Origin of the sequence: Desulfovibrio sp. JY (assembly GCA_021730285.1) — a bacterium.
Taxonomy (GTDB): Bacteria; Desulfobacterota; Desulfovibrionia; order Desulfovibrionales; family Desulfovibrionaceae; genus Solidesulfovibrio.
Map to the genome: position 1 here is coordinate 3,822,787 of CP082962.1, position 25,641 is coordinate 3,848,427.

Genomic DNA, 25,641 nt, shown 5'->3' on the forward strand with positions numbered 1-25,641 from the left:
ATGCCACGCAAAATCGACAGGAGAATCAGCATGCCACGCCACGAGTACCCGTCCCTCACCCCGATCCTGCACGCGCTCGTCAAACGCGCGCCGTCAGGCATCGGCGCGCAAACCATCGCCAACATGCTGGGCTGGCATTACCCGACCATGATGTCCGAGCTGTCCGGCCAGCCCGGCCACAAGTGCGGCGTGGACCGGCTGTTGCCGGTGATGGACATCACGGACTCGGACGAGCCCCTGCACTTCCTGGCCCGGGAGATGGGCGGCGTGTTCGTGCGCCTGCCCAGCATCGATGACGGTGACGACCCGGTGCAGCAGCAGTGCTTGGTTGCGGTCCGCGAATTCGGCGAGCTGATCGCGGCCTGCGCCGACGCCCTGGCCGACAACACCATCAAGCCGGACGAGCGCATCCGCATCCGGCGCGAAGGCTACGAAGCCGTGGCCGCCATCATGGCCCTGCTCAAGCTGGTGGAGGCGGACTGATGGACGACCCGCGCACAGACAAAATTTCCGAGCCCGTCCGGGGCGTCCCGTGCCCAGGCCAAGGAGACCGCATGAGCACCGATGTCGTTGCCTACAAGGCCGCCAAGCTGCGTCACGATCTGGCCCAGGCCTGCCTGGAAGCGGACAACTACGCGATATCGCTGCGCGAAAAGCTCGACGCCGTATCGCCAAGCGTGGTGATCAAGTTGGGACCGACCATGGGCACGACCGAAGCCATGATGCGCGAGTGCCTGCGCCTGGTCGGCAGCCTGGAGGTGGCGCAACACGCTCTGCAGCGCCTTGAAGAGATGGGAGCACAGCCGTGATTACCATCGAATCCGTGCAAAATGGCGTGTTGCTCGACGCCGGAGGCCGGCGCATGGTGTATGAGCTGTGTCCCGGGCGGCGCACACAGGCCGTGCATGACCTGCTGGTCGCCGTGGCAACGGAACTGGCCGCCGGCATCGAGGTTCGTATTGAGGTCCTGGACCCGCGCGGCCAGGATGCGCCGATCACCATCCGCCCGCAGAAACGATCCCTCAACGCTGAGGATATCGAAGCCGAATACGGCATCCCGGCCCGGACCCTCGAGGACTGGCGCGCGTCGGGCAAGGGCCCGCCCTACGTCAAGCCGGGCAAGCGCGTGATCTACCTGCGCGAGGATTTCGAGGACTTTTTACGCGCGCACATCGTGACATCGGGCAGGGGCTAGTCGTCATGGTCGGGATCGAACAGCGCGTCCTCGATGATCTGCAGTTTCGACCGTCCGCCGCCCGGGATGAGGTGGGCATAGCGCAACGTCATTTCGATTCGCTTGTGGCGCATCATCTCCATGAGTTCATGCAGCGTGACCTGCCCGGACTGGGCCAGCCAGCTGGCGAAGGTGTGGCGCAGGGTGTGGAACCGGACGCGCCGGCGTTTGTCCGTGACCCCGTCGTTCAGGCCAAGCTCTCGAACAACGCGGTCAAATGTGCTGCTGATGCCCCACGTGATCTGCCCGCCATTTTCGTCCTGGAACAGGTACTCATGGGGTTGCCGCCGATAACCGGCCAGGATCCGCATGATGTCCGCCGGGGCCGGCACGGACTGGGGCTCGCCGCCCTTGGCCCGGATATGGATGATGCGACCGGCGCAGTCCAGGTCCTGGCCGGTTATGCCGAAAATTTCCGTGGCTCGCAGTCCGGTCTTGAGCGAAAGCAGGGCCATGTCATGCACTTGCTGGGAGCGCCGGGCAAGCGCGACGAGCAGGTCGCGCGCCTCACGCCTGGTCAGGTAACGCGTAGCCTGGTTGTCCGCTCGCGGGAGCTTGAACGGACCATGCCGTTTCACGGCGAAAGGATTCTCCCCCTTCCACAGCTCCAGCTCGATGGCGTGGTTGACGGCTCGTCGCAGCAGCCCGAAACAATGGCGCACAGTTTGCGCCGCCATCTTGCGTCGCAGGGACGCTTTGACGTCCCAGAGCATTTGCAGTGTGACGGCATCAATTGGGACAGCGTCGAACCTCGAGGCGAGATGCAGGTCATAGCGGGCGCGTTCCGGGCCCACGCGCTTGCCTTCCCCTTCGGCCCAGCTGAGATAGCGCGCGACCATGCTGCCGACGGTCATACAAGCCGCCGGAGCATCCTCGTGGCTTGCCTTTACGGAGTCGTCTGCCTTGCCCGTGAGCAACCGAGCGCGGGCATCAACACCGTCGGTGGGCCGGACGCCGTCGGAATGCCAACCGACGGTGTGCCAGCGGACCTTTCCCGCGCTGTCCCGGTACCACACGACATAGCACCGATCCGCTCCGTAGGAGCACTTTCTGGTGGGGCTCTCCCGGTAGAAGACGCCTGTGTATCGCGTTTTGATGTACTTCCCGGCCATGATGAGGGGATAACCCCGGGGAAGGTTTCGAGGAAGGAATTTATCCGTCGTTTATCCGTGGAACGAAAAAGGGGCTACGATGAAAACCGTAACCCCTTGTAATCGTTTGGTGGGCAATGGGCGATTCGAACGCCCGGCCTTTGGCTCCGGAGGCCAACGCTCTATCCAGCTGAGCTAATTGCCCGAAGAAGCGGTAAACTATCCGTGAGCCCCGGGCTTGTCAATATCGAACCGGCCCATTTGGAGAAATTCATTCAGCTGGGGAGCAGGCCGTCCGGCAGAACGACAATGCGGCCAGGGCCGGCAAGCGCCAGCTTCCAAAACGGGGGGAGCGGAAACCCCGCGCGCCGGCGCCCCCTCTCTGAAGCACCCGCAGCAGCGGCAATCTCCCCTCCCCCACCCCGGCCCTATGCCCGCTTGGCCGGCCTTGCGCAACAAAAAAAGGGAGCAGCCCGAAAGCCGCTCCCCAGTGATTCGAGGAAACCGGAACTAGGCGAAGGCCTTCTGCAGGGGCGGCACGACCTGCTTTTTGCGGGACAGCACGCCATCAAGCCACACGGAATCACCCTTGACTTCGACGCCAAAGGCCTTTTTCACGTAGCTCGGATCGTCGGAGACGATCAGCATCTCGGAACCTTCCTTCATGATGTCGGTCAGAAGCAGGAACACGCTGTGACGGCCCTCGGCCTTGACCTTCTTGCACTCGGCGAGCAGATCCGCCTTGACCGGCTCGAGGATGGACAGGTCAACCACTTCCAGCTGGCCGATGCCGATCTTCTTGCCGCCCATGTCGAAGTCCTTGTAGTCGCGGAAGACCAGGTCGCGGGCCGGGGTGCCACCCACGGCCGACTTGACCTTGAACATCTCGACGCCGAGCGACATGTAGTCGGACACGCCAGCGATCTTGGCCAGGGCCTCGACGGCGGCCTTGTCCTCGGGGGTGCAGGTCGGGGACTTGAACATGACGGTGTCGGACAAAATGGCGCACATCATGATGCCGGCCATGGGCTTGGAAATCTCCACCTTGGCGCAGTCGTACATCATCTTGACCACGGTGCAGGAGCAGCCCACGGGCTTGACCAGGATCTCCAGGGGATTGGGGGTGGTCACGTCGCCGAGCTTGTGGTGGTCGTAGATGCCGATGATCTCGCCCTTGTCCAGATTTTCCAGGCTCTGGGCCAGGTCGGAGTGGTCGACCAGGATGATCTGCTTGTCGGTGGCGTCGGTGACGATCTCCGGAGCGGCCACACCGAACTTTTCGAGCACGAAAGCGCTTTCGGGGTTAAGCTTGCCCTGTGCGGCCGGCTTGGCGTCCAGCCCCTTGGCCTTGTTCATCAGGTCCGCCACGGAAATGGCGGCGGCGATGGAATCGGTGTCCGGATTTTTGTGACCAACGACATACAAAGCCATAGTAGTGTCCTCCTGGTGTTTTTTCCAATAACCCTAACGGGTTTGCTGCCGAAACTTACAACTTGTGAAGAATATCCCAAAATGAGCAAGTTGCCAAGTCAAATTCCCCGGGCCGCCAGCCTTTTTTCGGCTCCCCGCCAGGCCATCCGGTTCCTTACAATCAGGGATATCTAGTCTTTTCGACAAAAAAGCAGGGAAGTCCCCTTTCGCGCAATATTCGAAAAGGAGGGATTTCGCGTCCGCCGCCTCAGGCCAACAGGCACCAGGCCACGGCCAAAATCATGCCGGCGGCCAGCAGCATGTAGGCCGGCCGATAGCGCAGGGACAACACTCCACCCAGGCTGCCCAGTATCCAAAGCTGGCTCCAGGTCGCTCCGGAAGAGGCAAGATACGGCCAGACCATGGGCAGCAGCACGGCATACAACGCGATCAGCCCGGCCAGAACCACGCTAAAGGCCAGGCCGTTTAAGGCTGCCATGTCCAGCAGGGCCCGGCGCACCAGCCTGCCGGGCGCGAAATGGGACTTGGACCGCTCCCGGGCCGCCGTATAGCGCGACAGGACGATGTTTTCCATCATCCGCTGGGCCCCTTCCAGTGTGGCGAAAAGTCGTCCCAGGATGGCCGTGGTCGCGGCCACGAAAAGCGCTTCGGCCGGTGTCGTCAACTGGTAGACGTGCATGAGCGACAGGCCGGCCAGGGTCGCCGCGGCGGCATTGGGGGGGATGTGGGTGCCGGCGGGAATGCCGTCGAGCCAAAAGAGTTCGTAAAAAAGGCTCAGCTTCAGGGTCGCGTCCAGGTCACCATAGCAGGCGGCCCAGAAAAACCCGATGACAAGCGGCCTTTCGATCAGCGCGGCGTTGAAAAAGAAGCGGAAGGACGAAAAAAGAACAAAAAAAAAGCGACGCCAAGAACGTGGAGCAAAATATCGGCCTGATGGGTCATGCGCGTCGTCTCGCCTGGGCGATTTCCGTGGGCGGGTTCCTGTCCAAAGGCCCAAACTGCGGCCGTCGCGGCTCGTCGCCGCCTGCCTTAGCCGGCCGACACGCCCCGCTTGCGGGTCGTGCCTCCACTTGCATCCGCAAGACCAAGCCCGAAGCTTGTCGCGGAGTCAACGTGCCTGCGTCGCCGTTTCCTCGAAAATACGACCCGTTTTTCCAAGGCCGCAGCCTTACACGGAACGCAACTGCTGCGGATCGCTCGGCACGCAACGGTAGTCGAGCCGCACCCCCTTGTCCCGGAAAAAGTCCAGACAGGACTCGTCATCCTTGGACAGGGCCACATGGGGGCAGACCTGCTTTTTCCCCGGCGCGTAATGCATATTGCCGAGATTGAGGTTGCCGAAACCGAAACCACGCTCGTAAGCGGTTCGGGCGTCGCGGCAACTGGCGAACAAGATCAAGGCGTCCTCGGCGTCGAGGGGATTCCTGGATAAGAACCCCAGCAAGTCGCCGACCGGGAGAAATTCGATGCGCACCCCGGACGGTATGGCCAGGGACATGATCTCCTGGCGCAAAAAATCCATGGCCAGGTCGTCGTTGACCACCAGGATCGTACGGGCGTGCGTGAAAGGCAGCCAGCTTTCGATGATCTGGCCGTGCACGAGCCTGTTGTCCACCCGCACGAACGCCATGGCCCTAACCTTCGGCGACCCGCTTGCGCAGTACCTCGCCCGCCACGACGATTCCCTGGCAGCCGGCCTGCTTGCCTTCGGCGGCCAGCGTCTCCAGGTCCTTGGTCCGCGCGCCGAGGATCTTGATGAGCATGGGCAAATTGACGCCCGTGAGCACCTCGAGCCGACCCGAGCCCAGAAGCGACAGGCTGAGGTTGGTCGGCGTGCCGCCGAACATATCGGTCAGGATAAGCACGCCGCCGCCCTGGTCGGTTTCCTTGATGGCGGTCTTCAGCGACGCCAGGATGTGGTCCACCTCGGTGGCCATGTCCACGCTCACGCAACGGCAATGTTCCTGGTCACCCAGGATGCATTCCGCCGCCTTCAAAAGCCACGTGCCGTAATCGGTGTGGGTGACGATCACCACGCCAACCGGCGTCTCCGAGCGGGTTTGCCCATTCATGTTCGCGCATCCGGGGGCGTTATCAGGCCCAAACCTGGCGTCAAAACGGCGCGGCGGAGTAATCCAGCCCTGTGCCGCGACGCGTCCTGCTGCCGCAGTGACCCACCAACAAGACGGGAGCATGCCCCCGTTCGGCCGACACGATAGCCGCAACAGCGGCCTGCCGCATCGGCTTCTTCCGGTTTGCCGGCGCGTGCGGCCTTGCCGCCGCACGCCGGATCATCCGCGTTCGATATGCCGATGCTCAAGAGAAAGATTGTATCCAGCCTTGGACAAGGTGTCAAAGACAGACTCGGCCACGGCCACGGAACGATGCCGCCCCCCGGTGCAGCCGAAGGCGATGGTCAGGCGGTAACGCCCTTCCCTGGCGTACAGCGGCAGGAGGTAGAGCAGGAAAGCGGTCAGCCGGGAGAGAAATTCCCGGCCCGGATCCTCGGCCAGGACATAGTCGCGCACGGGCGCGTCCTTCCCGGTCTTTTCCCGCAACGCCTTGTCGAAATAGGGATTGGGCAAAAAACGCAGGTCGAAGACCATGTCCGCCTCGGACGGCGGCCCGTACTTGAAGCCGAAGCTCATGACGTGGACCTTGAGCGTGCCGGTGGAGACCCGGATGGAGGCCCATTTTTCCTGGAGCTTGCGGCGCAGGTCGTGGATGGAAAAATCGGTGGTGTCGAGCACCATGTCGGCCGCGTCCCGAAGCGGGGTCATGCGGGTGCGTTCCTCGAGCACGGCCTGCTCCAGGCCCCGCGATTCGCTTTCCAGGGGATGCGGCCGGCGCGTGGTGGCGTAGCGGCGGATGATTTCCTGGGTGTCGGCCTCGAGGAAAATGATCTGCAAGGCTGCCGCCGCGCCTTTGACCTGGGCCAGCGTCGCCCCCCAGTCAGTGTCCATGTCGGCCTGGCGCACGTCCATGCCGAGCGCCAGCCCCTTGTAGCGCTGGCCGCCCTTCACTTCGAAAAGGCCGATGAGTTTGGGCACGAGACTGACGGGCAACCCGTCCACACAAAAAAAGCCCAGGTCCTCGAAGACCCGCAAGGCGGTGGACTTGCCGGACCCTGAGAGCCCGGTCAGGATGACGATGGTCAGTTCCGCAGGCGTGTCTTCCATGGCGCATGGCCCCCCGGCCCCGATATGACACACTCCCCGCGCGCCGGCGCGACGGCCGGTGCGCGGGGAGGTGACGTTTCGTGTTGCTTCAGGCGGCGGCCGTGAGCACCTGCCACAGGGCGGCGTCGTTTTCGGCGCTCATGAAGGCGTGCCGGAAGGATTCGTCGGACAGCAGGCGGGAGATGTGGGCCAGGATGCGCAGGTGCAGGCCCGCCACGTGCTCCGGGGCAAGGACGAGAAAGAAGATGCGGCAGGGCTTGAAATCCAGCGCATCGAAGTTGACGCCCTTGAGGCTGCGGCCGACGACAATGACGATCTGCTCGAGGTTCTCCATCTTGCCATGGGGAATGGCGACGCCGTCGCCGATCCCCGTGGTGCCGAGGTTCTCCCGGTCAAGCAGCACCTGGCGCGCCCGGACATCGTCGAAATCGGGCCATCTGGCCTTCATCGGGGCGATCAGTTCGGCCAGCACGTCGGGTTTGGACTCGGACACAAGTTCCCCGATGACGAAATCGGGTTGGAGATAATCCTCAAGACGCATTTATGCTCCCGTTCCAGGATCAATGAGGCCGAAGTCGCCGTTGCGCAGACGGTAGATGACATTGGGCCGGTCGGTTTCGGAGTTGATGAACACCATGAACTCGTATTTGAGGCTTTCAAGCTGCATGGCCGCCTCTTCCACGGCCATGGGCTTGGGCTCGTAGTCGTCGGTCTGGACGATGGTGGGCGTCCGCGCCCCGGCGGCATCCTCGCTGATGCTGATGACCTGGGTATGGACGACCTCGGCCTTCTGGCGGCGGCGGTCCTTTTGCTTCTCGCGGAACTTCTTGGCCTGCGCCTCGACTTTGTCAAGGATCAAGTCGATGGTGGAGTACATGTCCTCGGAGGCTTCGTGGGCCGAGATGTGCATGTTGTCGGCCAGGAAGATGACGTCGGCCATCTGGCGGGTTTTTTCCACGGCCAAATTGACCTGCAACTCCGAGGCGTCGGTGGCGACGGTATATTTGGCGAGCTTCTCAAAACGCTTGCGGGCGTAGTCGCGCAAATGATCCGAGGGCTCGAAGTTCTTGAAATTAAAGGTAATGTTCATATAGTCCTCCGGGTGGCATGGTATTGAGCCGGGGTCCCGGCCCGAAGCATCAGAAAATTTCCTTGCGCTTGGACGAGGATTCGATGCCCATGGCCGTGCGATATTTGGCCACGGTACGGCGGGCGATGTTGATTTGCAGCTCTTCCTTGAGCATGTCGGCAATGGCCTCGTCGCTGATGGGTTTCTTGGCGTTCTCGCCGGCGATGATGCGCTTGATCATGGCCTTAACCGATTCCGACCCTACCGTCCCACCGTCGTCGAGGTCCAGGGAACTGTTGAAAAAAAACTTCAGTTCGTAAATGCCGTGAGGCGTGGCCACGTATTTGTTGGACGTGATGCGGCTGACCGTGGATTCGTGCATGCTGATGTCGTCGGCCACGTCTTTCAGGATCAACGGCCGCAGCCGCGTCACGCCGTGCTCGAAAAACTCCCGCTGGAACTTGAGTATGCTCTCCAGGACCTTGTAGAGCGTGCGCTGGCGCTGATAAAGGCTTTTCATCAGCCACATGGCCGAGCGCATCTTGTCTTGCAGGTAATCCTTATCCTTGTCCGCCTTCGGATTGAGCCCTTCCATGTAGGTCATGTTGACGTTGAGCCGGGGCATGCCCTCTTCGTTTAACAGTATGACGAAGTCCTCGCCGTACTTGTAGACAAAGGCGTCGGGGCTCACATAGATGGGGTCGCCCGAACCATAGCTGGCCCCGGGCATGGGATTGAGCGTCTGGATCAGCTCCAGGTATTCCTTGAGCTTCTCCATGGTGATGTGAAATTTTTTGGCCAGCGGCTTGTAGCGCTTTTTTTCCAGGTCCTCGAGGTGGTCGCGCACGAGCTCGATAAGGATGGTGTCCTCGTAGCCGAAGACCTCGATCTGGGTCAGCAGGCATTCGCTGGGGGTGCGGGCGGCCACGCCCACCGGATCGAAGCGCTGGAGACGGTGCAGCACCTCCTCCACCGCCTCGACGCTCGTGGTGGCCATCTGGGCCAGCTCCTCGAGGGAGGCGCAGAGATAGCCCGAGGAATTGAGGCTGCCGACGATGGTCTCGCCGATCTCGAGTTGCTTCGGCGTAAAATTGGACAGGCGCATCTGCCAGCCGATATGCCCTTCCAGGGAGGGCTTGGAGGCAAGCCTTGCGTCGAAGGCCATGCCCTCCTCGGGGATTTCGGATTCGCGGGACTGGGCTTGCCGGCCGGTGCTGGCGAAATCGCCGAGGTAGTCGTCCCACTCGGCGTTTTTCAGCAGCTCCTTTTCCATGGCCACTTCGCTGCTGTCGCCGCTTGGACCGAGGTTGTCCTCGGCCATCGTGGATTCGGGCTGCCGATCTTCGTCTATGGATTCCTCGAGAAGGGGATTTTCCAGAAGTTCCTGCTGCACGCTCTCCAGGAGCTCCAGCCGGGACAGCTGCAGGAGCTTGATGGCTTGCTGCAGTTGGGGAGTCATCACCAACTGCTGGGACAATTTGAGCTGCTGTCGCAGTTCCAGGGCCATGTCTACCGCCGTACGCGCTTTTTTATGGGTTTTCGTGTCGGCGGTGTCCGGCGCGTGTCCGGCCCCCGCCCAACAAAAAACATGCCACAATCAAAGGATCGTGGCAATCCGCCCGTCTTACCGTTCCCGCAGGAACCAGTCGTACGCGGCCGCAAGCCGTCCGGAAGCGTTCAGGATAAACCGGATGGCCTCGCGCACCGCGCCCTGCCCGCCGTTCCGGGTCGTCATCCAAAGGGCGAGGTCGGCAATTTCCGGTTGGGCGTCGGCCACGGCCATGGGCAGGCCGACAAGCCCCATGGGGCCGGCGTCCACCCAGTCGTCGCCGAGGTAGGCCGTTTGCCCCGGAGTGATGCCGGTACGCTCCCATATGGCGCGCAGAATCGGCACCTTGCGGTAATGGCCGGGATGGTATTCGGCGATGCCGAGCTCTTTTATGCGGGCGGCCACGGCCGGGCTGTCCAGGCCGCTTATGACCGCCACGGCGATGCCGGCGATCTGGGCCGCCTTGATGCCGAGCCCGTCCTGGGCATGAAACCGCTTGGCGATCTCCCCCCGGCCGTCGACGTAGAGCCCGCCGTCGGTCAGAACCCCGTCCACATCCAGCACGAGCAGGGCGATATCCCCGGCCCTGGACGCGGCAAGCGTGGCGTCGTGCGTCACATCGCGCCTCCTCTGTTTTTTTCCCTGGCGCCCGGGCCTGGCCAAGCCAATCCGCCCGTTTTGCTTTGTTTGCCGGTCGGTCCAGGCGGGCCGCACCGAAAAACGCAAGCCTCCCCGCGCGGCAAACAAGGCGTCCTTGGCGGTTACCATCCGCCAGGACCACAACCGGGATTCCCCTTTGAAAGTTTTTGAAGGGAGTCCAGAGGGAAACTTTTTGAAAAAAGTTTCCCTCTGGCCGCCGGAGGCGCACGCGCGGCTTACTTCCCCTGCTGGCGCTTGGCCGCCATCACGAACTCCCGAAAGAGCGGATGGGGCTTCATGGGGCTGCTTTTGAATTCCGGATGGAACTGGCAGCCGAGGAACCAGGGATGCTCGGGCAGCTCCACCATTTCCACAAGTTCCCCGTCCGGGGACAGGCCGCTTAAAACCATTCCGCTCTCTTCGAACGCGGCGGCGTAGGCCTTGTTGAACTCGTAGCGATGGCGATGGCGCTCGGAAATCTCGCCGGCGCCGTAGGCCTCGGCGGCGTTGGTGTCGGGCTTGACCACGCAGGGGTACGCGCCCAGGCGCATGGTGCCGCCCTTGTCGCAGGAAGGGTCGCGGCGTTCGATTTTTTTCGTGCGGAAGTCGTACCATTCCCGCATGAGGTAGATGACGGGATCGCTGGTGGTCAGGTCGAATTCCTCGGAATTGGCTCCGGCAAGCCCCAGCACGTGGCGGGCGTATTCGATGACCGCGCACTGCATGCCGAGACAAATGCCGAAAAAGGGGATGCCCTGGACACGCGCGTATTCGATGGCCGCGATCTTGCCCTCGACCCCGCGCGAGCCGAAGCCGCCCGGGACCAGGATGCCGTCGATGCCCTTAAAATGCCCGGCCGCGTTTTCCCGGGTGACGTCCTCGGAATTGACGTACACGAAACGAATCGACACGCCGGCGAGGCCGCCCGCGTGCACCAGCGCCTCGTGCAGGCTCTTGTATGCCTCCTTGAGGTCCACGTACTTGCCGACGATGGCGATGGACACCGTGCCGGCGGGGTTGTCCAGGCGGTGGACCATGGCGCGCCAGGCGCCCAGGTCGGCGTTTTTCGCGGGCAGGCGCAGCAGTATGGCGATCTTCTGGTCCACGCCTTCGTTGTAGAGATTGAGCGGCAGCTCGTAGATGTCCTTCACGTCCACGGCCGTAAACACGGCGTCGGCGTCCACGTCGCAAAAAAGCGCTATCTTTTCCTTGAGGTCCCGCGTCAGGTCCACTTCGCTGCGGCAGATGATGATGTCGGGCTGAATGCCTATGGAGCGCAGTTCCTTGACGCTGTGCTGGGTGGGCTTGGTCTTCACCTCGCCGGCCACGCGCAAATACGGCACGAGCGTCAGATGGATATAAAGGACGTTTTCCCGGCCGAGGTCCATGCGCAGCTGGCGGATGGCCTCCAGAAACGGCTGGCCCTCGATGTCGCCCACCGTGCCGCCGATCTCGATGATGGCCACGTCCTCGTCGCCGGCGACGCCGAGGATGGCCCGCTTGATCTCGTCGGTGATGTGCGGGATCACCTGCACCGTGCCGCCCAGATAGTCGCCCCGGCGCTCCTTCTGGATGACGCTGAAATAGACCCGGCCCGAGGTGTAGTTGTTGTTCTGGCTCATGGGCACGCCGAGAAAGCGCTCGTAATGCCCGAGGTCGAGGTCGGTTTCGGCCCCGTCGTCGGTGACGTACACCTCGCCGTGCTGGAAGGGGTTCATGGTGCCGGGATCGACGTTGATGTAGGGATCGAGCTTTTGGATGGTGACCTTAAGCCCCCGGGCCTGGAGCAGCGCCCCAATGGAGGCGGCGGCCAGCCCCTTGCCCAGGGAGGACAGCACCCCCCCCGTAACGAAAATAAATTTGGTCTTCATTGCTGATGCCGTCCTTGATGTGTGCTGTTTGAGCCGCGCCGGCGGACCCGGCGGCCCGCGCCGAAACATTCCGGCCCCCTCACGCGGGTCCGGTTGACGCGGTCGGGGCGGCCCCTTATGTTCAGCCGCGCAAAGTAAGCCTTTGGGCGCAATTTTTCAAGGAACCCCCTGGAGGACCCCTATGGCGCAGGTGCGCACCCTCGTGATCACCGGTTACGGCACCAACTGCGAAGTGGAATCGGCTCATGCCGCGCGCATGGCCGGTTCCGACGTCACGGACATCGTCTTCTTCTCCGACATCATCGCCGGCCGGACGCGGATCGACGCCTATAATTTTCTGATTTTTCCAGGCGGGTTTCTCGACGGCGACGATCTGGGCGCGGCCCAAGCCGCCGCAGTGCGTTGGAAACACGCCCAAACCGCGGCCGGCGAATCGCTGCTTGGACAATTGAAAACTTTTTTCGAAGCCGGCGGACTCATCCTCGGCATCTGCAACGGATTTCAGCTGCTGGTCAAGCTCGGGCTGCTGCCGGCCCTTGGCGGCGACTATTTCGCCCGGCAGGTGAGCCTGGCCAACAACGACTCGGCCCGGTTCGAGGACCGATGGGTGACGCTCGCCGCCAATCCGGCCAGCCCCTGCGTGTTCACCCGGGGCGTCGTGCGCCTGGATCTGCCCGTGCGCCACGGCGAAGGCAAGCTCGTGCCCATGTCCCCGGCCGTGCTCGACGACCTCGTGCGCACCGGGGCCGTGGCCCTGACCTACGCCGACCCGGCCTCGGGCGCGGCCACCATGGAATACCCGGCCAACCCCAACGGTTCGCCCCACGCCATCGCCGGCCTGACCGACCCCTCCGGGCGCATTCTGGGACTCATGCCCCATCCCGAGGCCTTCAACCACCCCACCAACCATCCGGGCTATACCCGGGGCGAACACCCCATGCTCGGCACCGTGCTGTTCGAAAACGCCGTGGCCCATCTGCGCGCTTCGGCCGAGTAAGCCGGCACGCGGTTACGCCCCAGCGCGCGTTTTGCGCCTCATTCGGGCGGAGGCACCATGGACAAAATCAATCTTGCGGAAAAGTTCGGACTTTTCGACGGCTACTGGGACCCGAAAATCATCGGGGAATGTAACGACGCCCACATCAAGCTGGCCAAGCTCAAAGGGACCTTCGACTGGCACCACCACGAAAATGAAGACGAACTGTTTTTCGTGGTGGCCGGCCGGTTGACCATCCATTTCCGAGACCGCTCCATCGACCTCGGCCCAGGGGAGCTCATCGTCATCCCCAAGGGGATGGACCACTGCCCCGAGGCGCGGCAGGAAGTCCGGGTCATGCTCATCGAGCCCAAAGGGACACTGAATACCGGCAATGTCGTGACGGAAAAGACCCGGGCCACGTTGGCGCGTATTTGAGCCCCTGCCGTTTTACCGGAGCGTGCGCCACCCGTGCGCCTCTGCCCAGAGAGGAATTCCATGGCCCTGCAACCGGCCCGTCGATTTGCCGCCGGCGTTGTCGACACGCCCCCTGCCCCGCCGGGCTGGGACAGCTTCGAGGCGGTGATGGCGCTTGCCCTGGAAAAAGCCCGGGAAGCGGCCGCCCAGGGCGAAGCGCCGGTCGGCGCGGTGGTGCTCTCGGCGGCGGGCGAACTGCTCGGCGCGGCCGGCAATGCGCCCATTACGCGCCACGACCCGACGGCCCACGCCGAGATCCTGGTCCTGCGCCAGGCCGCGGCCCACGTCGGCAATTACCGTCTGCCGGGCTCGATTATGGTCGTGACCCTGGAGCCGTGCGTCATGTGCCTGGGGGCCATGATCCACGCCCGGGTGGGCCTGCTCGTCTACGGGGCCTCCGACCCGCGCACCGGAGCCATCGCCTCGATGCTGCCCGGTCCGGACCTGCCTTTTTTCAACCACCGCTTCGATGTGGTGTCCGGGGTGCTTAAGGACAGCTGCGGCGGGCTGTTGCGGGACTTCTTCCGGGAGCGACGCAGCCAGTCGGCTGGCAAAGACAGCGAATAAACGCTTGCCAAGATCACCCAAGGGGTGTATTTTTCTAAATTCGTTGCACGTCTTTCCTTGACGAGCGGAGAGGTACCGAAGTGGTCGTAACGGGCCCGACTCGAAATCGGGTTGTCGGCTAATAACCGGCACGTGGGTTCGAATCCCACCCTCTCCGCCATTACAGCTTCTAATCAAGCCCCGCAGGTTCCAACACCCCTTCGGGGCTTGTTTTTTTGGGCTCATTTCTTCCAATGAGCTCTTTGCGTTTCATTGACAGCCGAGACACGTTTGGGGCAAAAACGGGGCAAAATCTGGCCTGACGCCGTTATTGAGTGAATTTTGCCCCACCTCATCGAAGTGAAGATTCCCCTAATTCTTTCAAGCAAACTGTTCGGATACTCTCGGTGTATTCCGGCGTCCTTGCCCCGCTCTCGAAACGTGTTCCTCCGTGGTCCCGCGTCTCGCCGGACGCATATAATATGACTGTCACCCGTTTCGCGCCGAGCCCCACCGGTTTTCTGCACCTGGGGCACGCCTTTTCGGCGCTCACCGCCTTTTGCGCGGCGCGGGAAGCCGGCGGACGTTTCTTGCTGCGCATCGAGGACATCGACCCCGTGCGCTGCAAGCCGGCCTACGCCCAGGCGATGCTCGACGATTTGCACTGGCTGGGGCTGACCTGGGAGGAGCCCGTGCGAGTCCAGTCCGCGCATATGGCGGATTACGCGGCGGCGCTTGACCTTCTTCGCGCAAGGGGCCTCATGTATCCCTGCTTTTGCACGCGCCGCGAAATCGGGGAACTCGCCGCACCCCAGGAAAACGACGACGTCGGCCCCATTTATCCGGGCACCTGCCGCAACCTGTCCGAATCCGACCGCGCGGCGCTTGCCCGAACGCGCCCCTGCGTCTGGCGGCTGGACATGGCCCGGGCCTGCGCCCAGGCGGGCGAACTGACCTGGAACGACGCGGCGCGGGGGGAAATACGGGCCGCCCCAGCCCGTTTTGGCGATGTCGTGCTGGCCCGCAAGGACGTTTTGACAAGCTACCATCTCAGTGTCACGGTCGACGACGCCTTGCAGGGTGTCACCCTTGTCACCCGAGGCGAGGACTTGTTCGCGGCCACGGATATCCATCGTCTGTTGCAGGCTCTGTTGGATCTGCCGACGCCCCGTTACCGCCATCATCCGCTTTTGCGCGATGCGACGGGCCGCCGCTATGCCAAGCGCGACAAGTCCCTGACGCTGCGCGCCCTGCGTGAAGCCGGAAAAACACCGGCTGCGGTGCGCGAGATGGCCGGCTTTCCCCGCTTTCCTCTTTGAAGGCGTACTGTCGCAACGCGCCGCTGAAACGCCTCGCCGGGCATAGAGGGAATCCTCGGGAGGGGAGTTTTCGGCGCAGGCAGGACAAACGCTGGTGTATTGCCAAAACCACGCTGTCCAAGTATGATAAAATTTGACGGGAAAGTACAATTCCAGTATTGAAAAAAAAGACGCACCTGGAAGCCCCGAGCACGAATGCGGAGCCCCTGACGCGCAAAGGTCCCTCCAAGCGTTCTACCAAGTTGTCTCTTTCCCCGCGCCTTGATCCCCCCACTGGGCACTCGCCTCCAGGCGGGACCCTCTTGGCTACGAGGAATTGCGTTCGCCATTTAACCGCGTGGAGTTTCTTTGTCGTTTCCTTCCTTAACCATCGGTGACTTGTTCCTCCCCATGGCTATCATCCAGGGGGGCATGGGCGTCGGGATTTCACTCTCCGGCCTGGCTTCCGCCGTGGCCGCTTCCGGCGGCCTCGGTGTTATTTCAGCGGCGGGCATCGGCATGAATGAGCCGGATTTCGCTTCCAATTATATCGAAGCCAACAACCGGGCCCTTACCCGAGAAATCCGGGCCGTCCGCGCCAAAACCACCGGAGCCCTCGGCATCAATATCATGGTGGCCATGGCCAACTTCGCCGAACTGGTCAAAACAGCCATCAGGGAAAATGTCGACGTCATTTTTTCCGGAGCCGGCCTGCCTCTCGATCTCCCCTCCCACCTGACCGAAGGCTCCAAGACCAAACTCGTGCCCATCGTTTCCTCGGCCCGGGCCGCCATCATCCTGTGCCGAAAATGGTTGTCGCGTTTTGGCCGCACCCCGGACGGGTTCGTGGTGGAAGGCCCCATGGCCGGTGGGCACCTGGGGTTCAAAGCCGAACAGATCGATGATCCAGCCTTTCTCCTGGAGAACCTCGTGTCCGAGGTCGTCACCGGACTTGCCCCCTACACCGCGCCGAACGGCCTGCCCATACCGGTCATCGCCGCCGGCGGTGTGTACACCGGCGCCGACATCCACCGCTTCATCAAACTTGGCGCGTCCGGCGTCCAGATGGGAACCCGCTTTGTAGCCACCGACGAATGTGACGCCGACGAGCGTTTCAAGCAAAGCTACATCGACGCCCGCGAAGAGGACTTGATGATCATCAAAAGCCCGGTTGGGATGCCCGGGCGGGCCATCCGCAACGACTTTCTGAAAAGTGCCGCGCACGGCGACAAAAAGCCCCCCTCCTGTCCGTATCGCTGCATCCTCTCCTGCGATCACCAAAAAGCCCCTTACTGCATCACCCTGGCCCTGGCCAACGCGCAAAAAGGCCGCCTCAAATACGGCTTCGCCTTCGCCGGCAAGAATGCTTGGCGCGTGGATCGCATCATGCCCGTGGCCGAGCTTTTCGATGAGCTGGCCACGCAGTATGCGCAGGCCGAAGCGGCGGCGATGTAAGATCACGGCCAAGAAGTAGAAAAAGGGCGGTGCGGGTTAGGCCGCCCCGCCCTTTTTGTATAGGCGCTCCATTTGAAGCGGTTCCGAGGCGCCAGACGGTGCCGTACCGCAGGGTCGGTGAGCGTTCCCCATTCGGCCCAAGGCCGCGATGTCCCTGCCGGTGTGGCACGACCGGATACGTTGGTTGCCTCGCACACCCTTGATAAATTCGCTCAATCAGGCGTATGGCTGCACATACGATTCTCCCGCTTGTCTCCCCAACCGCAAACAAGGGTGTTCGTATGGTGCGCTTTCCTCTTTTCCCTTTTCCCCGACGCGCCTTGAGCGCGGCAGCCGTTTTTTCCGCAGTTCTTCTCCTTATTGGCGCGCTCACGCCTCAAACCATCCTGGCGGATGATCTTGGCCGGCCCAGTGCCTATATTTCCATGCAGGTCGGCCAAGGCGGGTTCATACTGAGCGCCACCGGCGGCAGGGGAACAGTGACCTTCAAAGGACGCACCTATCCTTTCAAGGTCGGCGGCCTGGGCGTCGGCAGCCTGGGCGTGTCGAAGATCACCGCTATCGGAGAAGTCTACCGCCTCAAGCGTCTGGAAGACTTTCCGGGCGCGTTTTTTCAAGCCCGCGCCGGCCTCACCGTTGTCCAGGGCAAGGGCGTGCAATGGCTCGAAAATTCCAATGGCGTCATCTTGAAACTGCGCTCCACCAGTCAGGGCGTGTCACTCAATTTGGGCGCGGATGGCCTTAAAATCGAGATGGGCCCCATCAAGCCGCACGGCAAGCCCAAAGGGTAGCGCCGCTCACGGCAGGATGCCCGTCGCGCCCATACGCGGCTTCCCGCCTTCACGTCGGACAGGCTGCGGTCACCGGCCGTGACCTCACGATGCGGGCATGGCCAAGGAGGTGCGGTTATGTCGGGATATCACGCAAAACGCGTCCTTGGCCTGGCGCTTCTTGTCGCCGTCACGCTGTTGCCTGCCCGTGCCCAGGCCACTCCCGGGCAGACACGGTCCTATTCCAACAGCAAATACGGTTTCGCCATCACCTACCCCGCCGACCGTTTCATTCCCCAAGGCGAGTCCGACGCCGGCGACGGCCAGGTCTTTCGCGCCAGGGGCGGACAGGGCGAGATGCGCGTCTATGCCGGGTTCAATGTCTTAAACGAATCACTTCCCGCGGTTTTCGAAACCTGCCTGCGCGAACCGGGATTTCAGCCGACCTACAAGGTGCTGCGCAAGGACTGGTTTGTCGTTTCCGGCTTTGCCGGCAAGAACATCTTCTATCGCAAGACGATCCAGTCCGGGGATACGTTTTTTACCATCAGTTTCACCTATCCGCCCGGCGAAAAAGCCCTCTTCGATCCGCTCATCCCCAGGTTGCTGGCCGATTTTGCCATCGTGCACTAGTTCGGGGGAGTGGCATCTGCCGGACGGCACGGTGCTTCGCCTGCTGGAAGGAAACTACCTGTACCCGCGCTGCCGCAACAAGACGCTGCGGTTTTCCCGGGCCGGATTTTGGAATTGATTCGAAGAAAGGGTTCGGCGCGTCGCCAAAGACACAAGACGTCGCCGACGGGACGCCCGCACCCACCACCGCCTGGAAGCGGTCCGAAGGCCGGGATGGTCAGATGCCGCGAAGGCGCTGGTACGGAGCCAGATGATTGACCGGGCCGTCGCCGCCGCCAAGGTCCCAGGCCGTTTCAAGGGCAAGTTGCAGATAGTCCCGGGCGGCTTCCACGGCCTCGCCAAGGGGCTTGCCCAGGGCGAGGTGGGCGGCGATGGCCGCGGACAGGGTGCAACCCGTGCCGTGGGTATTGTGGGTCGTGACGTGGGGCCGGACGTATTCCCGGACCGTGCCCTGGCACGTGGCGAGCAGATCCGTCACCCGCGCCTCCCCATCCTTTCCGGCCGGGGAAAAATGGCCGCCCTTGATGAGCACCGCCTTGACGCCCTTTGTCAGCAGCCGGTTAGCTGCCTCCCGGACGTCCGCCGGGTTGTCGATAGGCATGCCGGCCAAGAGCGCGGCCTCGTGGCGGTTGGGGGTAAGCAGGTCGGCCAGGGGCAGGATGCGCGCCGCCAGCGCCGCGACCGCCTCGGGCAAGAGGAGCCGGGCTCCGGACTGGGCCACGCACACGGGGTCGACCACCAGGGGAAAATCCTTGCCGGAAAGCCCGTCGGCCACGGCCTCGATGATGGGCTCGGAAAAAAGCATGCCCGTCTTGGCCGCCCGGATGGGAAAATCAGCCATGACCACGCGCAACTGCTCGGCCACGAAACCGGGGGTGGGCGCTTCGATGGCCGTGACGCCGCGCGTATTCTGGGCGGTCAGGGCGGTTATGACCGAAAGGCCGTAAGCCCCCTGCATCATGATGGTCTTGAGGTCGGCCTGGATGCCGGCCCCGCCGCCGCTGTCCGAGCCGGCGATCGTCAGTACGCAGGGCGGCCGCATGTTATGCCGCCTCCTCCGCGTCTTCCAGGGAGTCCTCGCTCTCCCGGATTTTGCGCAGGGACAGACCGCTTTTGGCCAAAACCATCAGCCCGGTGACGGTGATGGGGATATACTGCACCATGTGCAGCACCAGCCCGGCCGCCAGGGCTTGCGAGCGGTCCATGCCGAAAAGGCCGAGCGAAAAAACCACCGCCGCCTCGAACACCCCGATCGCTCCGGGCGAGGACGGCATGGCCATGCCGAGCGAGGAGATGACAAAGACGGCCGCCGCATGGCCCCAGGAAAGGGGCAGCCCCGCCACCCACAAAAGGACCAGGAAGGTGGTGCTGGCGTAAAAAGCCCAGCACACGGCCGTATAAAGCCCAAGGACCAGCATGAAGGCCGGGGTGACGCCGTGCAGGACTTGCAGCTTGAGTTCGGCCAGAAACTCGGCCAGCCGGTTGGACGGCATCTTGTCGATGAGGCGTCCCACGAAATCGGGGAAAGTCCGCACCACCCACAAGGCGGCCCAGATGCCGCCGACGCCGACAGCCAGGGGCACGAAGGCCATCTTGAGCTTGAAATGGACGGCCACGACCAAGCCCATGGCCAGGATGGCGTTGAGGTCGAAAAAGCGTTCCCAGAAGACCATGGTGATGCTGCGCGACAGGGAAAAGTGGCATTCCCGGCGCAGGTAAAACGCCTTGGCCAACTCGCCGAGCTTGGCCGGCACGATGTTGTTGACCGCCATGGACATGAGAAAGGCCTTGAAGCACAGCCAGTTGCCAGCCTTGAACCCGGAAAGGAAGTTCAGGCGCAAGGCCATGACCCCGTAGCCGATAAAGGAAAAGATCGTGGTCCAAAGGAGGGCCATGTCGTCGTACTGGACGAGCGTGGCCCAAAGCTGTGCGAAATCAATGCCCCAGAAAGCGTAAACGAGGCATCCGCCGACAAGGATGAGCCGAATGACCAGGCTGGCGGCCTTTTTCACGAGCATCGCGGACCGCTCCCTGCCGTATCCGGCACGCGGCCGGTCTTGTTGGTATCATGCTGCATTGAAAAGCTCCCGAAGCCGGTAGTTGAGATGGGTGAAACGGGCATCGCCGCCGGCGTTTTTGAGCCCCAGATTGAGCGCCCGCCGGCTGCCAACGATGACGGCCAGGCGCCTGGCCCGCGTCAGGGCGGTGTAGATGAGGTTGCGGCGCAACATGACGTAATGCTGAGTGAGGATCGGTACGACCACGGCCGGGTATTCGCTGCCCTGGGACTTATGGATGCTGATGGCGTAGGCCGGGGCCAGCTCGTCCAGCTCGCTGCGGTCATAGGCGACACTGCGGCCGTCAAAGGACACCAGCAGTTCGCCCTCGGACGCGTCGACTTCCACGATGTGTCCCATATCGCCGTTGAAAACGTCCTTTTCGTAGTCGTTCTTGGTTTGCAGCACCCGGTCGTGCAGCCGGTAATGCGTCGTGCCGCGCACCAGTTCCGGCCCCTTGGGGTTCAGGCGCCCGCGCAGGGCCTCGTTGAGCGACTGTGTCCCGGCTTCGCCCTTGTGCATGGGCGAAAGCACCTGGACGTCGCGCATGGGGTCGAGCCCGTAGACGCAGGGGATGCGATCGCAGACAAGCGTCGCGATCATGTCCCGCACCATGGCCGGTTCGTCCATCTCCACCCAGAAAAAATCCGCCTCAGGGGCCGGCTTGGGCGCTGTCTGCGGAAACTGGCCCTGGTTGATGCGGTGGGCGTTGACAACGATCATGCTTTGCTGGGCCTGACGGAAAATATGGGTTAGCCGGGCGCTGCCCACGGCCTGGCTGGCCAGGATGTCCTCGAGCACGTTGCCGGCCCCGACCGACGGCAACTGGTCCGCGTCGCCGACCAGGATCAGCCGGGCCGTAAACGGCAGGGCGCGCAGCATATGGGCGCAAAGCCTGGCGTCGAGCATGCTGGCCTCGTCCACCAGCAGCACGTCGGTTTTGAGCTTGTTGTCCTCGCACAAGGCGAACGTGCCGTCCGGGGCCGACTGCAACAGCCGATGCAGGGTCGCGGCCGGCACGCCGGTGGCCTCGGAAAGCCGCTTGGCCGCCCGGCCCGTCGGCGCGGCAAGTTTGACTTTTAAGGACAACTTGTCAAGGGCGGCCACCACCATGCGGGTGATGGTGGTCTTGCCCGTGCCCGGGCCGCCGGTGATGACGAAGACCTTTTCGGCGCAGGCGTCCACGGCCGCCTGTCGTTGCTCCGGGGAAAGCTGGAGCCGCGCCTCGGATTCCAGGGCCGGCAGGATCTTTTCCACCTTGCCCCGCAGCTCCGCTCCGGGATGGGTGGCCAGCTCGTGAAGACGCCGGGCGATTTCCACTTCCAGGGCGTAATAATGGCGCAGATATACGGCGGCCTCGATGTTGCGGTCCGGCATGGGCTCGATTTTGATGCGCTTGAGCGCCTCCAGGGAGGCAAGCGCCTCGTCCAGGCGCTCCGGGGACACGTCGCCGACCATAGTCGCGGTTTTTTCGAAAAGCAGGTCGCGTGGGACGAACAGATGCCCCTGATCGCCCATGGAAAAAAGGACGTAGACCAGGGCGGCCTGGATGCGCTCGGGGCTGTCCGGGGCAAAGCCCAGGCGCAGGGCCATGTTGTCGGCGGTCTTGAAGGCGATGCCGCGAATCTCGTAGGCCAGCTCGTAGGGATTGGCCCGGATGCGCGTCTCGGCGTCATTGCCGTAGAGCTTGAAAATCTTGCCGGCGTGGGTTGTCGCGATCTCGTGGGTCTGGAGGAAAAGCATGAGCGACCGCACTTCGTGCTGGGCCTGCCAGGAAGCCACGATCTCCTTGAGCTTTTTTTTGCCCACGCCCTCCACGGTCAAAAGCTTCTCGGGTGCGGTGTCGAGGATTTCGAGCACCTTCTCGCCGAAGGCGTCGACCATGCGCGTGGCCAGTACCCCGCCGACGCCCTTGATCATGCCCGAGGCGAGGTAGCGCCGGATGCCGTTTACGGTGGCGGGCATCTCGCGGGCGGCCACGGTCACCAGGAACTGGCGGCCGTATTTGGGATGGGTGACCCAGGAGCCGGTCACGCGCAGCATCTCGCCGGGTGTCACCGGGCCGATGTTGCCGACGATGGAAAAAGGCCCCGGCTCGTCCTTGGCCTTGACCCGGGCGATAAGGTAATTCGTCTCTTCGCTGAAGAAGGTGACGGACTGCACTTCCGCCGAAAGTTCGCTGGTTGGCGCCGCGTCGGCCATGGCGGATGCTTGCCTCACAGATCCTGACGATACCGCAGGGATTGGGACAGGGTTTCCTTATCCACGTATTTGACCTCGGTCCCGAGCGGAATGCCCTGGGCCAGCCGTGTCAGGCGCACACCCGGAAATTCCCGGGCGAGCAGGTTCTTGATGTGCGAGGCCGTGGATTCGGCGGCCAGCGTCGCCCCGAGGGCCAGGATGCACTCCGTGATGTCGCCCTCCCGCAGCCTCGCGCGCAAGGCGTCCAGGCGCAGGTTACCGGGCGTCACGCCGTCGAGGGGATCGAGCAGGCCGCCGAGAACGAGGTAATAGCCGCCGAACTGGGCCGTTTCCTCGAGCAGCATGACGGAATCCCACTGGGCCACGATGCACAGCTGCTGCGGGTCGCGGGAGGGATCGGCGCACACCGGGCACACCGCTGTTTCGGACAGGCCGAAACAGCGCGAACACAGGCAAAGCCGTTCCCGCAGACGCAAGATGCCCTCGCCCAGGGTCTCGGCCCGGCCGCGCGGCCATTCGAGCAGGGTCATGGCCACCTTAAGCGCCGATTTGGGGCCAAGTCCGGGCAGGCGGGCGAGCTGTTCGACCAGCTCCACCAGCGGCGCGGGTAATGTCGTCTGTACGGCCATTTTTGCGTTTTATCCGATTTCCCGGGCGCGGCAGCGCACCTGGCTCCCGTCGAAGGATGGTCTTCCCGTCACGGTCGACGCCGCACGCGGAAGGTTTCGCCCAATTTCTTCATGCAGTCAGTGGCTGATTGGCCGGCAGAGGGCTGGGCGGCCGCGTGCGGGGCATATTTGAAGAATACGCCTTCGCGTCCGCCCAGCCCTCCGCCGACCCTGGTCATTTGCCTCATAGCCGAACATGATGGCGTGCCATGCCCCGATGACAACCACACTCGGATGCGACAACCAGTTGTCGTTATAGAGGAAAAATCTTCCTCCAGAGCAGGTCCCACCCTTTGAAAGTTTTTGAAGGGGGTCCAGGGGGAAACTTTTTTCAAAAAGTTTCCCCCTGGCCGCCGGAGGCGCCTTCCTCTCTCTAAAAAAGTCCCGGCATCTTGATGCCGCCGGTGAGTTGGCCCATTTCCTCTTCCATCATGGCCTTGGCCTTCTTGAGACCGTCGTTGACGGCGGCGAGCACCAGGTCCTGGAGCATCTCCACGTCATTCGGGTCCACGACGGTCTTGTCGATGGCGATGGACTTGAGCTCGTTGGCTCCGGAGACCACCGCCGTGACCATGCCGCCGCCGGCCGTTCCCTCGACGGTACGTTCTTGAAGTTCTTCTTGAAGTTTCGCCATTTTCTTTTGCATTATCTGGGCTTGGCGCACAAGCTCATTCATTCCCTTCATGGTGAACCTTCCTTGTGTCCCGCCATTAGCGGGGCTTGCGTTCGATGATCTCGGCGTCGAAATCGGAAACAGCCTGACGCACTTCGGGCCGGCTGTCGACATAGGCGGTGAGCGTATCGCCGGACATGCGGTCCTGATCGGGCTCGGCCGTATCCACGCGCACGGTGACGCCGGGGCCAAAATATTGGGCGGCCAGGGCGTCCAACTGGCGCAGCTTGTCCGGGTGCGCCAGTTGACTGCGGTGAAAGGCGTTGGTGCAGGCGATATGCACCATGCCCGGCTCGGGGTCCGGGGCAAACTCGCCGCGAGCCAGTTTGAGCCCGGAAATTCCGCCATTCTTGATGGCAAAACGCTTGAACCCGTCCCAGTTGCGGGGGCCGGAAGCGGCAGCGGGCGCGGCCGGAGCGGAGGCCGGACGTTCGGCCACGGCCGCATGGCTGGCGGCAGAGGGAGCCTGTCTGGCGGCATAGCCTGCCTGCCCCTGGGGCGGCGGCGAAGCGGGCGCCGGCGGGACGGCCGATGTGGGGGCGGCGGGCGACGGCGCGAAACGGGGCGTCGGTGTGCCCTGCGGCTGTCCTCCGTGGTGCGCTCCCTGCCCGGCCGGGGATCGAGGGGCCGAACCGCCGGAGGGAGCGCCCCCCGGGCCGGACCGGGGCGTACGCTCCGGGGGGACGGTGCAGGAAGCGAGATTTTGCAAGGGGAGCAGGTTCGGCAGGTAGGCCATATTGAGAAGCAGCAGCTCCAGGGACAGCGCCGGCTCCAGGCTGGTCAACACCCGGCGCTGGCCTTCCAGGGTCATCTGCCAACAGGCGTGGATGTGGGCCGCGTCGAACTTGCCGGCCCAATCGAGCCAAAGCCCGCTGTCCTCGGCCGGCAGGTCGACCACGGCGAGCCCCTTTTGCCCGGCCTGGCGCAAGAGGAACAGATTGCGCCACATGGCGGCCAGCTCCCGCAGGAAAAAACCGATGTCCAGGCCCTTGTCCAGCACCTGGCGCAACAGCGTCACCACGGCCGGCCCGTCCTGGGCGTGGATGGCCTCGATGAGGCCGAAAAAGATGTCCTGACCAGCCAGCCCCAGCACGCCCCGGGCGTCGACTTCGGTCAATTCCGCCCCGCCAAGGGCCAGCACCTGACCCAGAAGCGACATGGAATCGCGCACACTGCCCGCGCCGCGCCGGGCGATGAGGCTTACGGCCTGGGGTTCGTAATGGATGGCCTCACGGTCGAGCACGCCGGCAAGATGGGCCTCGAGCTCGGGCTGGGCCAGGCGTTTGAAAAGAAAATGCTGGCAACGGCTGATGATGGTGGCCGGAAATTTGTGGGCCTCGGTGGTGGCCAGGATGAAGGTGACGCGGGCGGGCGGCTCCTCCAGGGTTTTCAACAGCGCGTTGAAGGCCGCCGTGGACAGCATGTGGGCTTCGTCGATGATGAAGACCTTGTAGCGGCTGTTGAGCGGCGCGTAGCCCACGTCCTCCTTGAGCTTACGGGCGTCCTCCACCTTGCCGTGGGTGGCGGCGTCGATCTCGATGACGTCCGGGGAAACGCCGGCCGTGATCTGGCGACACTGGGAGCAGACGTTGCAGGGCTCGGCCGTGGGCGCGGTCTCGCAGTTGAGCGCCTTGGCCAGCACACGGGCCAGCGTGGTCTTGCCCACGCCGCGCGTGCCGCTGAAAAGGTAGGCCGGCGCGATCTTGTCCTCGGCCGCAGCCCGGGACAGGATGCGCTTGACGGCATCCTGGCCGGCGACGTCGGCAAAGCGCTGGGGCCTGTATTTGGCGGTGAGGCTGGTTGTGCTCATGAAGCGTATCCGG

Annotated in this window: 27 protein-coding genes and 2 tRNA genes; 11 read left to right on the top strand and 18 right to left on the bottom strand. The window is 63.3% G+C overall.

Translation table 11 applies throughout. The features are described 5' to 3' along the window. The first annotated feature begins 30 nt into the window (after positions 1–30). From K9F62_17120 to K9F62_17130, 3 genes are all read left to right on the top strand, one after another. The gene (locus tag K9F62_17120) at positions 31–483 is read left to right on the top strand and encodes a transcriptional regulator (GenBank protein UJX40403.1); all 453 of its coding nucleotides are present in this window, start codon (positions 31–33) and stop codon (positions 481–483) included. Positions 484–554: 71 nt separating this feature from the next. Beyond that, positions 555–809 (top strand): hypothetical protein, encoded by a 255-nt coding sequence (locus tag K9F62_17125; protein UJX40404.1) that lies wholly within the window; start codon positions 555–557, stop codon positions 807–809. Then, on the top strand, positions 806–1,195 hold the full coding sequence (locus K9F62_17130; GenBank protein UJX40405.1) for a helix-turn-helix domain-containing protein: 390 nt from the start codon (positions 806–808) through the stop codon (positions 1,193–1,195). The genes K9F62_17125 and K9F62_17130 overlap by 4 nt, the downstream gene beginning before the upstream one ends. Here the strand turns inward: K9F62_17130 and K9F62_17135 are convergent. The 12 genes from K9F62_17135 to K9F62_17190 form a co-directional block, all read right to left on the bottom strand. Beyond that, entirely contained in the window at positions 1,192–2,088 is an 897-nt protein-coding gene (locus K9F62_17135) for a site-specific integrase (protein UJX40406.1), read from the bottom strand. The two genes, K9F62_17130 and K9F62_17135, sit on opposite strands and share 4 nt — an antisense overlap. 365 nt (positions 2,089–2,453) lie before the next feature. Continuing rightward, positions 2,454–2,530: transfer RNA gene (locus tag K9F62_17140), tRNA-Arg, on the bottom strand. A 305-nt stretch (positions 2,531–2,835) separates the two neighbouring features. After that, entirely contained in the window at positions 2,836–3,756 is a 921-nt protein-coding gene (locus K9F62_17145; protein ID UJX40407.1) for a manganese-dependent inorganic pyrophosphatase, read from the bottom strand. A 247-nt stretch (positions 3,757–4,003) separates the two neighbouring features. Then, positions 4,004–4,753: a PTS sugar transporter subunit IIC gene (locus K9F62_17150; protein UJX40408.1), complete on the bottom strand. Its 750-nt coding sequence runs from the start codon at positions 4,751–4,753 to the stop codon at positions 4,004–4,006. Positions 4,754–4,924: 171 nt separating this feature from the next. After that, positions 4,925–5,386: a PTS sugar transporter subunit IIB gene (locus K9F62_17155; protein UJX40409.1), complete on the bottom strand. Its 462-nt coding sequence runs from the start codon at positions 5,384–5,386 to the stop codon at positions 4,925–4,927. Positions 5,387–5,390: 4 nt separating this feature from the next. After that, a complete protein-coding gene (locus K9F62_17160) occupies positions 5,391–5,828 on the bottom strand; it encodes a PTS sugar transporter subunit IIA (GenBank protein ID UJX40410.1) in 438 nt (145 codons plus the stop codon). Positions 5,829–6,047: 219 nt separating this feature from the next. Further along, entirely contained in the window at positions 6,048–6,935 is an 888-nt protein-coding gene (gene rapZ / locus K9F62_17165; protein UJX40411.1) for an RNase adapter RapZ, read from the bottom strand. An 88-nt stretch (positions 6,936–7,023) separates the two neighbouring features. Then, a complete protein-coding gene (locus K9F62_17170; GenBank protein ID UJX40412.1) occupies positions 7,024–7,476 on the bottom strand; it encodes a PTS sugar transporter subunit IIA in 453 nt (150 codons plus the stop codon). Further along, a complete protein-coding gene (gene raiA / locus K9F62_17175; protein UJX40413.1) occupies positions 7,477–8,025 on the bottom strand; it encodes a ribosome-associated translation inhibitor RaiA in 549 nt (182 codons plus the stop codon). Positions 8,026–8,074: 49 nt separating this feature from the next. Next, positions 8,075–9,511 carry an RNA polymerase factor sigma-54 gene (rpoN, locus tag K9F62_17180; GenBank protein UJX40414.1) on the bottom strand — a complete coding sequence of 479 codons (1,437 nt, stop codon included), beginning with the start codon at positions 9,509–9,511 and terminating at the stop codon, positions 8,075–8,077. A 117-nt stretch (positions 9,512–9,628) separates the two neighbouring features. After that, the gene (locus K9F62_17185) at positions 9,629–10,171 is read right to left on the bottom strand and encodes an HAD-IIIA family hydrolase (GenBank protein UJX40415.1); all 543 of its coding nucleotides are present in this window, start codon (positions 10,169–10,171) and stop codon (positions 9,629–9,631) included. A gap of 257 nt (positions 10,172–10,428) precedes the next feature. Continuing rightward, entirely contained in the window at positions 10,429–12,063 is a 1,635-nt protein-coding gene (locus K9F62_17190; protein ID UJX40416.1) for a CTP synthase, read from the bottom strand. A gap of 181 nt (positions 12,064–12,244) precedes the next feature. On the opposite strand from K9F62_17190, the gene K9F62_17195 reads away from it, so the two are divergent. The 8 genes from K9F62_17195 (at position 12,245) to K9F62_17230 (ending at position 18,218) form a co-directional block, all read left to right on the top strand. Further along, positions 12,245–13,060 (top strand): phosphoribosylformylglycinamidine synthase subunit PurQ, encoded by an 816-nt coding sequence (locus tag K9F62_17195; protein ID UJX40417.1) that lies wholly within the window; start codon positions 12,245–12,247, stop codon positions 13,058–13,060. 57 nt (positions 13,061–13,117) lie between these two features. Continuing rightward, positions 13,118–13,477, top strand: coding sequence for a cupin domain-containing protein (locus K9F62_17200; GenBank protein ID UJX40418.1), 360 nt, complete (start codon positions 13,118–13,120; stop codon positions 13,475–13,477). Positions 13,478–13,537: 60 nt separating this feature from the next. Next, a complete protein-coding gene (gene tadA / locus K9F62_17205; protein ID UJX40419.1) occupies positions 13,538–14,083 on the top strand; it encodes a tRNA adenosine(34) deaminase TadA in 546 nt (181 codons plus the stop codon). A gap of 66 nt (positions 14,084–14,149) precedes the next feature. Next, positions 14,150–14,243, top strand: a tRNA-Ser gene (locus tag K9F62_17210). A gap of 301 nt (positions 14,244–14,544) precedes the next feature. Next, on the top strand, positions 14,545–15,381 hold the full coding sequence (gluQRS, locus tag K9F62_17215; GenBank protein UJX40420.1) for a tRNA glutamyl-Q(34) synthetase GluQRS: 837 nt from the start codon (positions 14,545–14,547) through the stop codon (positions 15,379–15,381). Between the two features lie 348 nt (positions 15,382–15,729). Then, entirely contained in the window at positions 15,730–16,815 is a 1,086-nt protein-coding gene (locus K9F62_17220) for a nitronate monooxygenase (protein UJX40421.1), read from the top strand. Positions 16,816–17,096: 281 nt separating this feature from the next. Next, on the top strand, positions 17,097–17,606 hold the full coding sequence (locus K9F62_17225) for a hypothetical protein (protein UJX40422.1): 510 nt from the start codon (positions 17,097–17,099) through the stop codon (positions 17,604–17,606). 117 nt (positions 17,607–17,723) lie between these two features. Continuing rightward, positions 17,724–18,218, top strand: a complete 495-nt coding sequence (locus K9F62_17230; GenBank protein ID UJX40423.1) for a hypothetical protein — start codon at positions 17,724–17,726, stop codon at positions 18,216–18,218. A 217-nt stretch (positions 18,219–18,435) separates the two neighbouring features. On the opposite strand, the gene thiD is transcribed toward K9F62_17230, so the two are convergent. From thiD to dnaX, 6 genes are all read right to left on the bottom strand, one after another. Next, entirely contained in the window at positions 18,436–19,260 is an 825-nt protein-coding gene (gene thiD / locus K9F62_17235) for a bifunctional hydroxymethylpyrimidine kinase/phosphomethylpyrimidine kinase (protein UJX40424.1), read from the bottom strand. Position 19,261: 1 nt separating this feature from the next. Continuing rightward, positions 19,262–20,236, bottom strand: a complete 975-nt coding sequence (locus K9F62_17240; protein ID UJX40425.1) for a flippase-like domain-containing protein — start codon at positions 20,234–20,236, stop codon at positions 19,262–19,264. 48 nt (positions 20,237–20,284) lie between these two features. After that, on the bottom strand, positions 20,285–22,477 hold the full coding sequence (locus tag K9F62_17245; protein UJX40426.1) for an ATP-dependent RecD-like DNA helicase: 2,193 nt from the start codon (positions 22,475–22,477) through the stop codon (positions 20,285–20,287). 14 nt (positions 22,478–22,491) lie between these two features. Continuing rightward, a complete protein-coding gene (gene recR / locus K9F62_17250; GenBank protein ID UJX40427.1) occupies positions 22,492–23,106 on the bottom strand; it encodes a recombination mediator RecR in 615 nt (204 codons plus the stop codon). 412 nt (positions 23,107–23,518) lie between these two features. After that, positions 23,519–23,830, bottom strand: a complete 312-nt coding sequence (locus K9F62_17255; GenBank protein ID UJX40428.1) for a YbaB/EbfC family nucleoid-associated protein — start codon at positions 23,828–23,830, stop codon at positions 23,519–23,521. A gap of 25 nt (positions 23,831–23,855) precedes the next feature. Next, positions 23,856–25,628, bottom strand: coding sequence for a DNA polymerase III subunit gamma/tau (dnaX, locus tag K9F62_17260; GenBank protein ID UJX40429.1), 1,773 nt, complete (start codon positions 25,626–25,628; stop codon positions 23,856–23,858). Positions 25,629–25,641 lie beyond the last annotated feature (13 nt).

Bases quoted from the DNA above. Each gene is read 5' to 3' on its own strand.
- K9F62_17120 (UJX40403.1), top strand. From the start codon at position 31: ATGCCACGCCACGAGTACCCGTCCCTCACCCCGATCCTGCACGCGCTC.
- K9F62_17125 (UJX40404.1), top strand. From the start codon at position 555: ATGAGCACCGATGTCGTTGCCTACAAGGCCGCCAAGCTGCGTCACGAT.
- K9F62_17135 (UJX40406.1), bottom strand. From the start codon at position 2,088: ATGACCGTCGGCAGCATGGTCGCGCGCTATCTCAGCTGGGCCGAAGGG.
- K9F62_17145 (UJX40407.1), bottom strand. From the start codon at position 3,756: ATGGCTTTGTATGTCGTTGGTCACAAAAATCCGGACACCGATTCCATC.
- K9F62_17155 (UJX40409.1), bottom strand. From the start codon at position 5,386: ATGGCGTTCGTGCGGGTGGACAACAGGCTCGTGCACGGCCAGATCATC.
- K9F62_17160 (UJX40410.1), bottom strand. From the start codon at position 5,828: ATGAATGGGCAAACCCGCTCGGAGACGCCGGTTGGCGTGGTGATCGTC.
- rapZ (UJX40411.1), bottom strand. From the start codon at position 6,935: ATGGAAGACACGCCTGCGGAACTGACCATCGTCATCCTGACCGGGCTC.
- K9F62_17170 (UJX40412.1), bottom strand. From the start codon at position 7,476: ATGCGTCTTGAGGATTATCTCCAACCCGATTTCGTCATCGGGGAACTT.
- raiA (UJX40413.1), bottom strand. From the start codon at position 8,025: ATGAACATTACCTTTAATTTCAAGAACTTCGAGCCCTCGGATCATTTG.
- rpoN (UJX40414.1), bottom strand. From the start codon at position 9,511: ATGGCCCTGGAACTGCGACAGCAGCTCAAATTGTCCCAGCAGTTGGTG.
- K9F62_17190 (UJX40416.1), bottom strand. From the start codon at position 12,063: ATGAAGACCAAATTTATTTTCGTTACGGGGGGGGTGCTGTCCTCCCTG.
- K9F62_17195 (UJX40417.1), top strand. From the start codon at position 12,245: ATGGCGCAGGTGCGCACCCTCGTGATCACCGGTTACGGCACCAACTGC.
- K9F62_17200 (UJX40418.1), top strand. From the start codon at position 13,118: ATGGACAAAATCAATCTTGCGGAAAAGTTCGGACTTTTCGACGGCTAC.
- tadA (UJX40419.1), top strand. From the start codon at position 13,538: ATGGCCCTGCAACCGGCCCGTCGATTTGCCGCCGGCGTTGTCGACACG.
- gluQRS (UJX40420.1), top strand. From the start codon at position 14,545: ATGACTGTCACCCGTTTCGCGCCGAGCCCCACCGGTTTTCTGCACCTG.
- K9F62_17225 (UJX40422.1), top strand. From the start codon at position 17,097: ATGGTGCGCTTTCCTCTTTTCCCTTTTCCCCGACGCGCCTTGAGCGCG.
- K9F62_17230 (UJX40423.1), top strand. From the start codon at position 17,724: ATGTCGGGATATCACGCAAAACGCGTCCTTGGCCTGGCGCTTCTTGTC.
- thiD (UJX40424.1), bottom strand. From the start codon at position 19,260: ATGCGGCCGCCCTGCGTACTGACGATCGCCGGCTCGGACAGCGGCGGC.
- K9F62_17240 (UJX40425.1), bottom strand. From the start codon at position 20,236: ATGCTCGTGAAAAAGGCCGCCAGCCTGGTCATTCGGCTCATCCTTGTC.
- K9F62_17245 (UJX40426.1), bottom strand. From the start codon at position 22,477: ATGGCCGACGCGGCGCCAACCAGCGAACTTTCGGCGGAAGTGCAGTCC.
- recR (UJX40427.1), bottom strand. From the start codon at position 23,106: ATGGCCGTACAGACGACATTACCCGCGCCGCTGGTGGAGCTGGTCGAA.
- K9F62_17255 (UJX40428.1), bottom strand. From the start codon at position 23,830: ATGAAGGGAATGAATGAGCTTGTGCGCCAAGCCCAGATAATGCAAAAG.
- dnaX (UJX40429.1), bottom strand. From the start codon at position 25,628: ATGAGCACAACCAGCCTCACCGCCAAATACAGGCCCCAGCGCTTTGCC.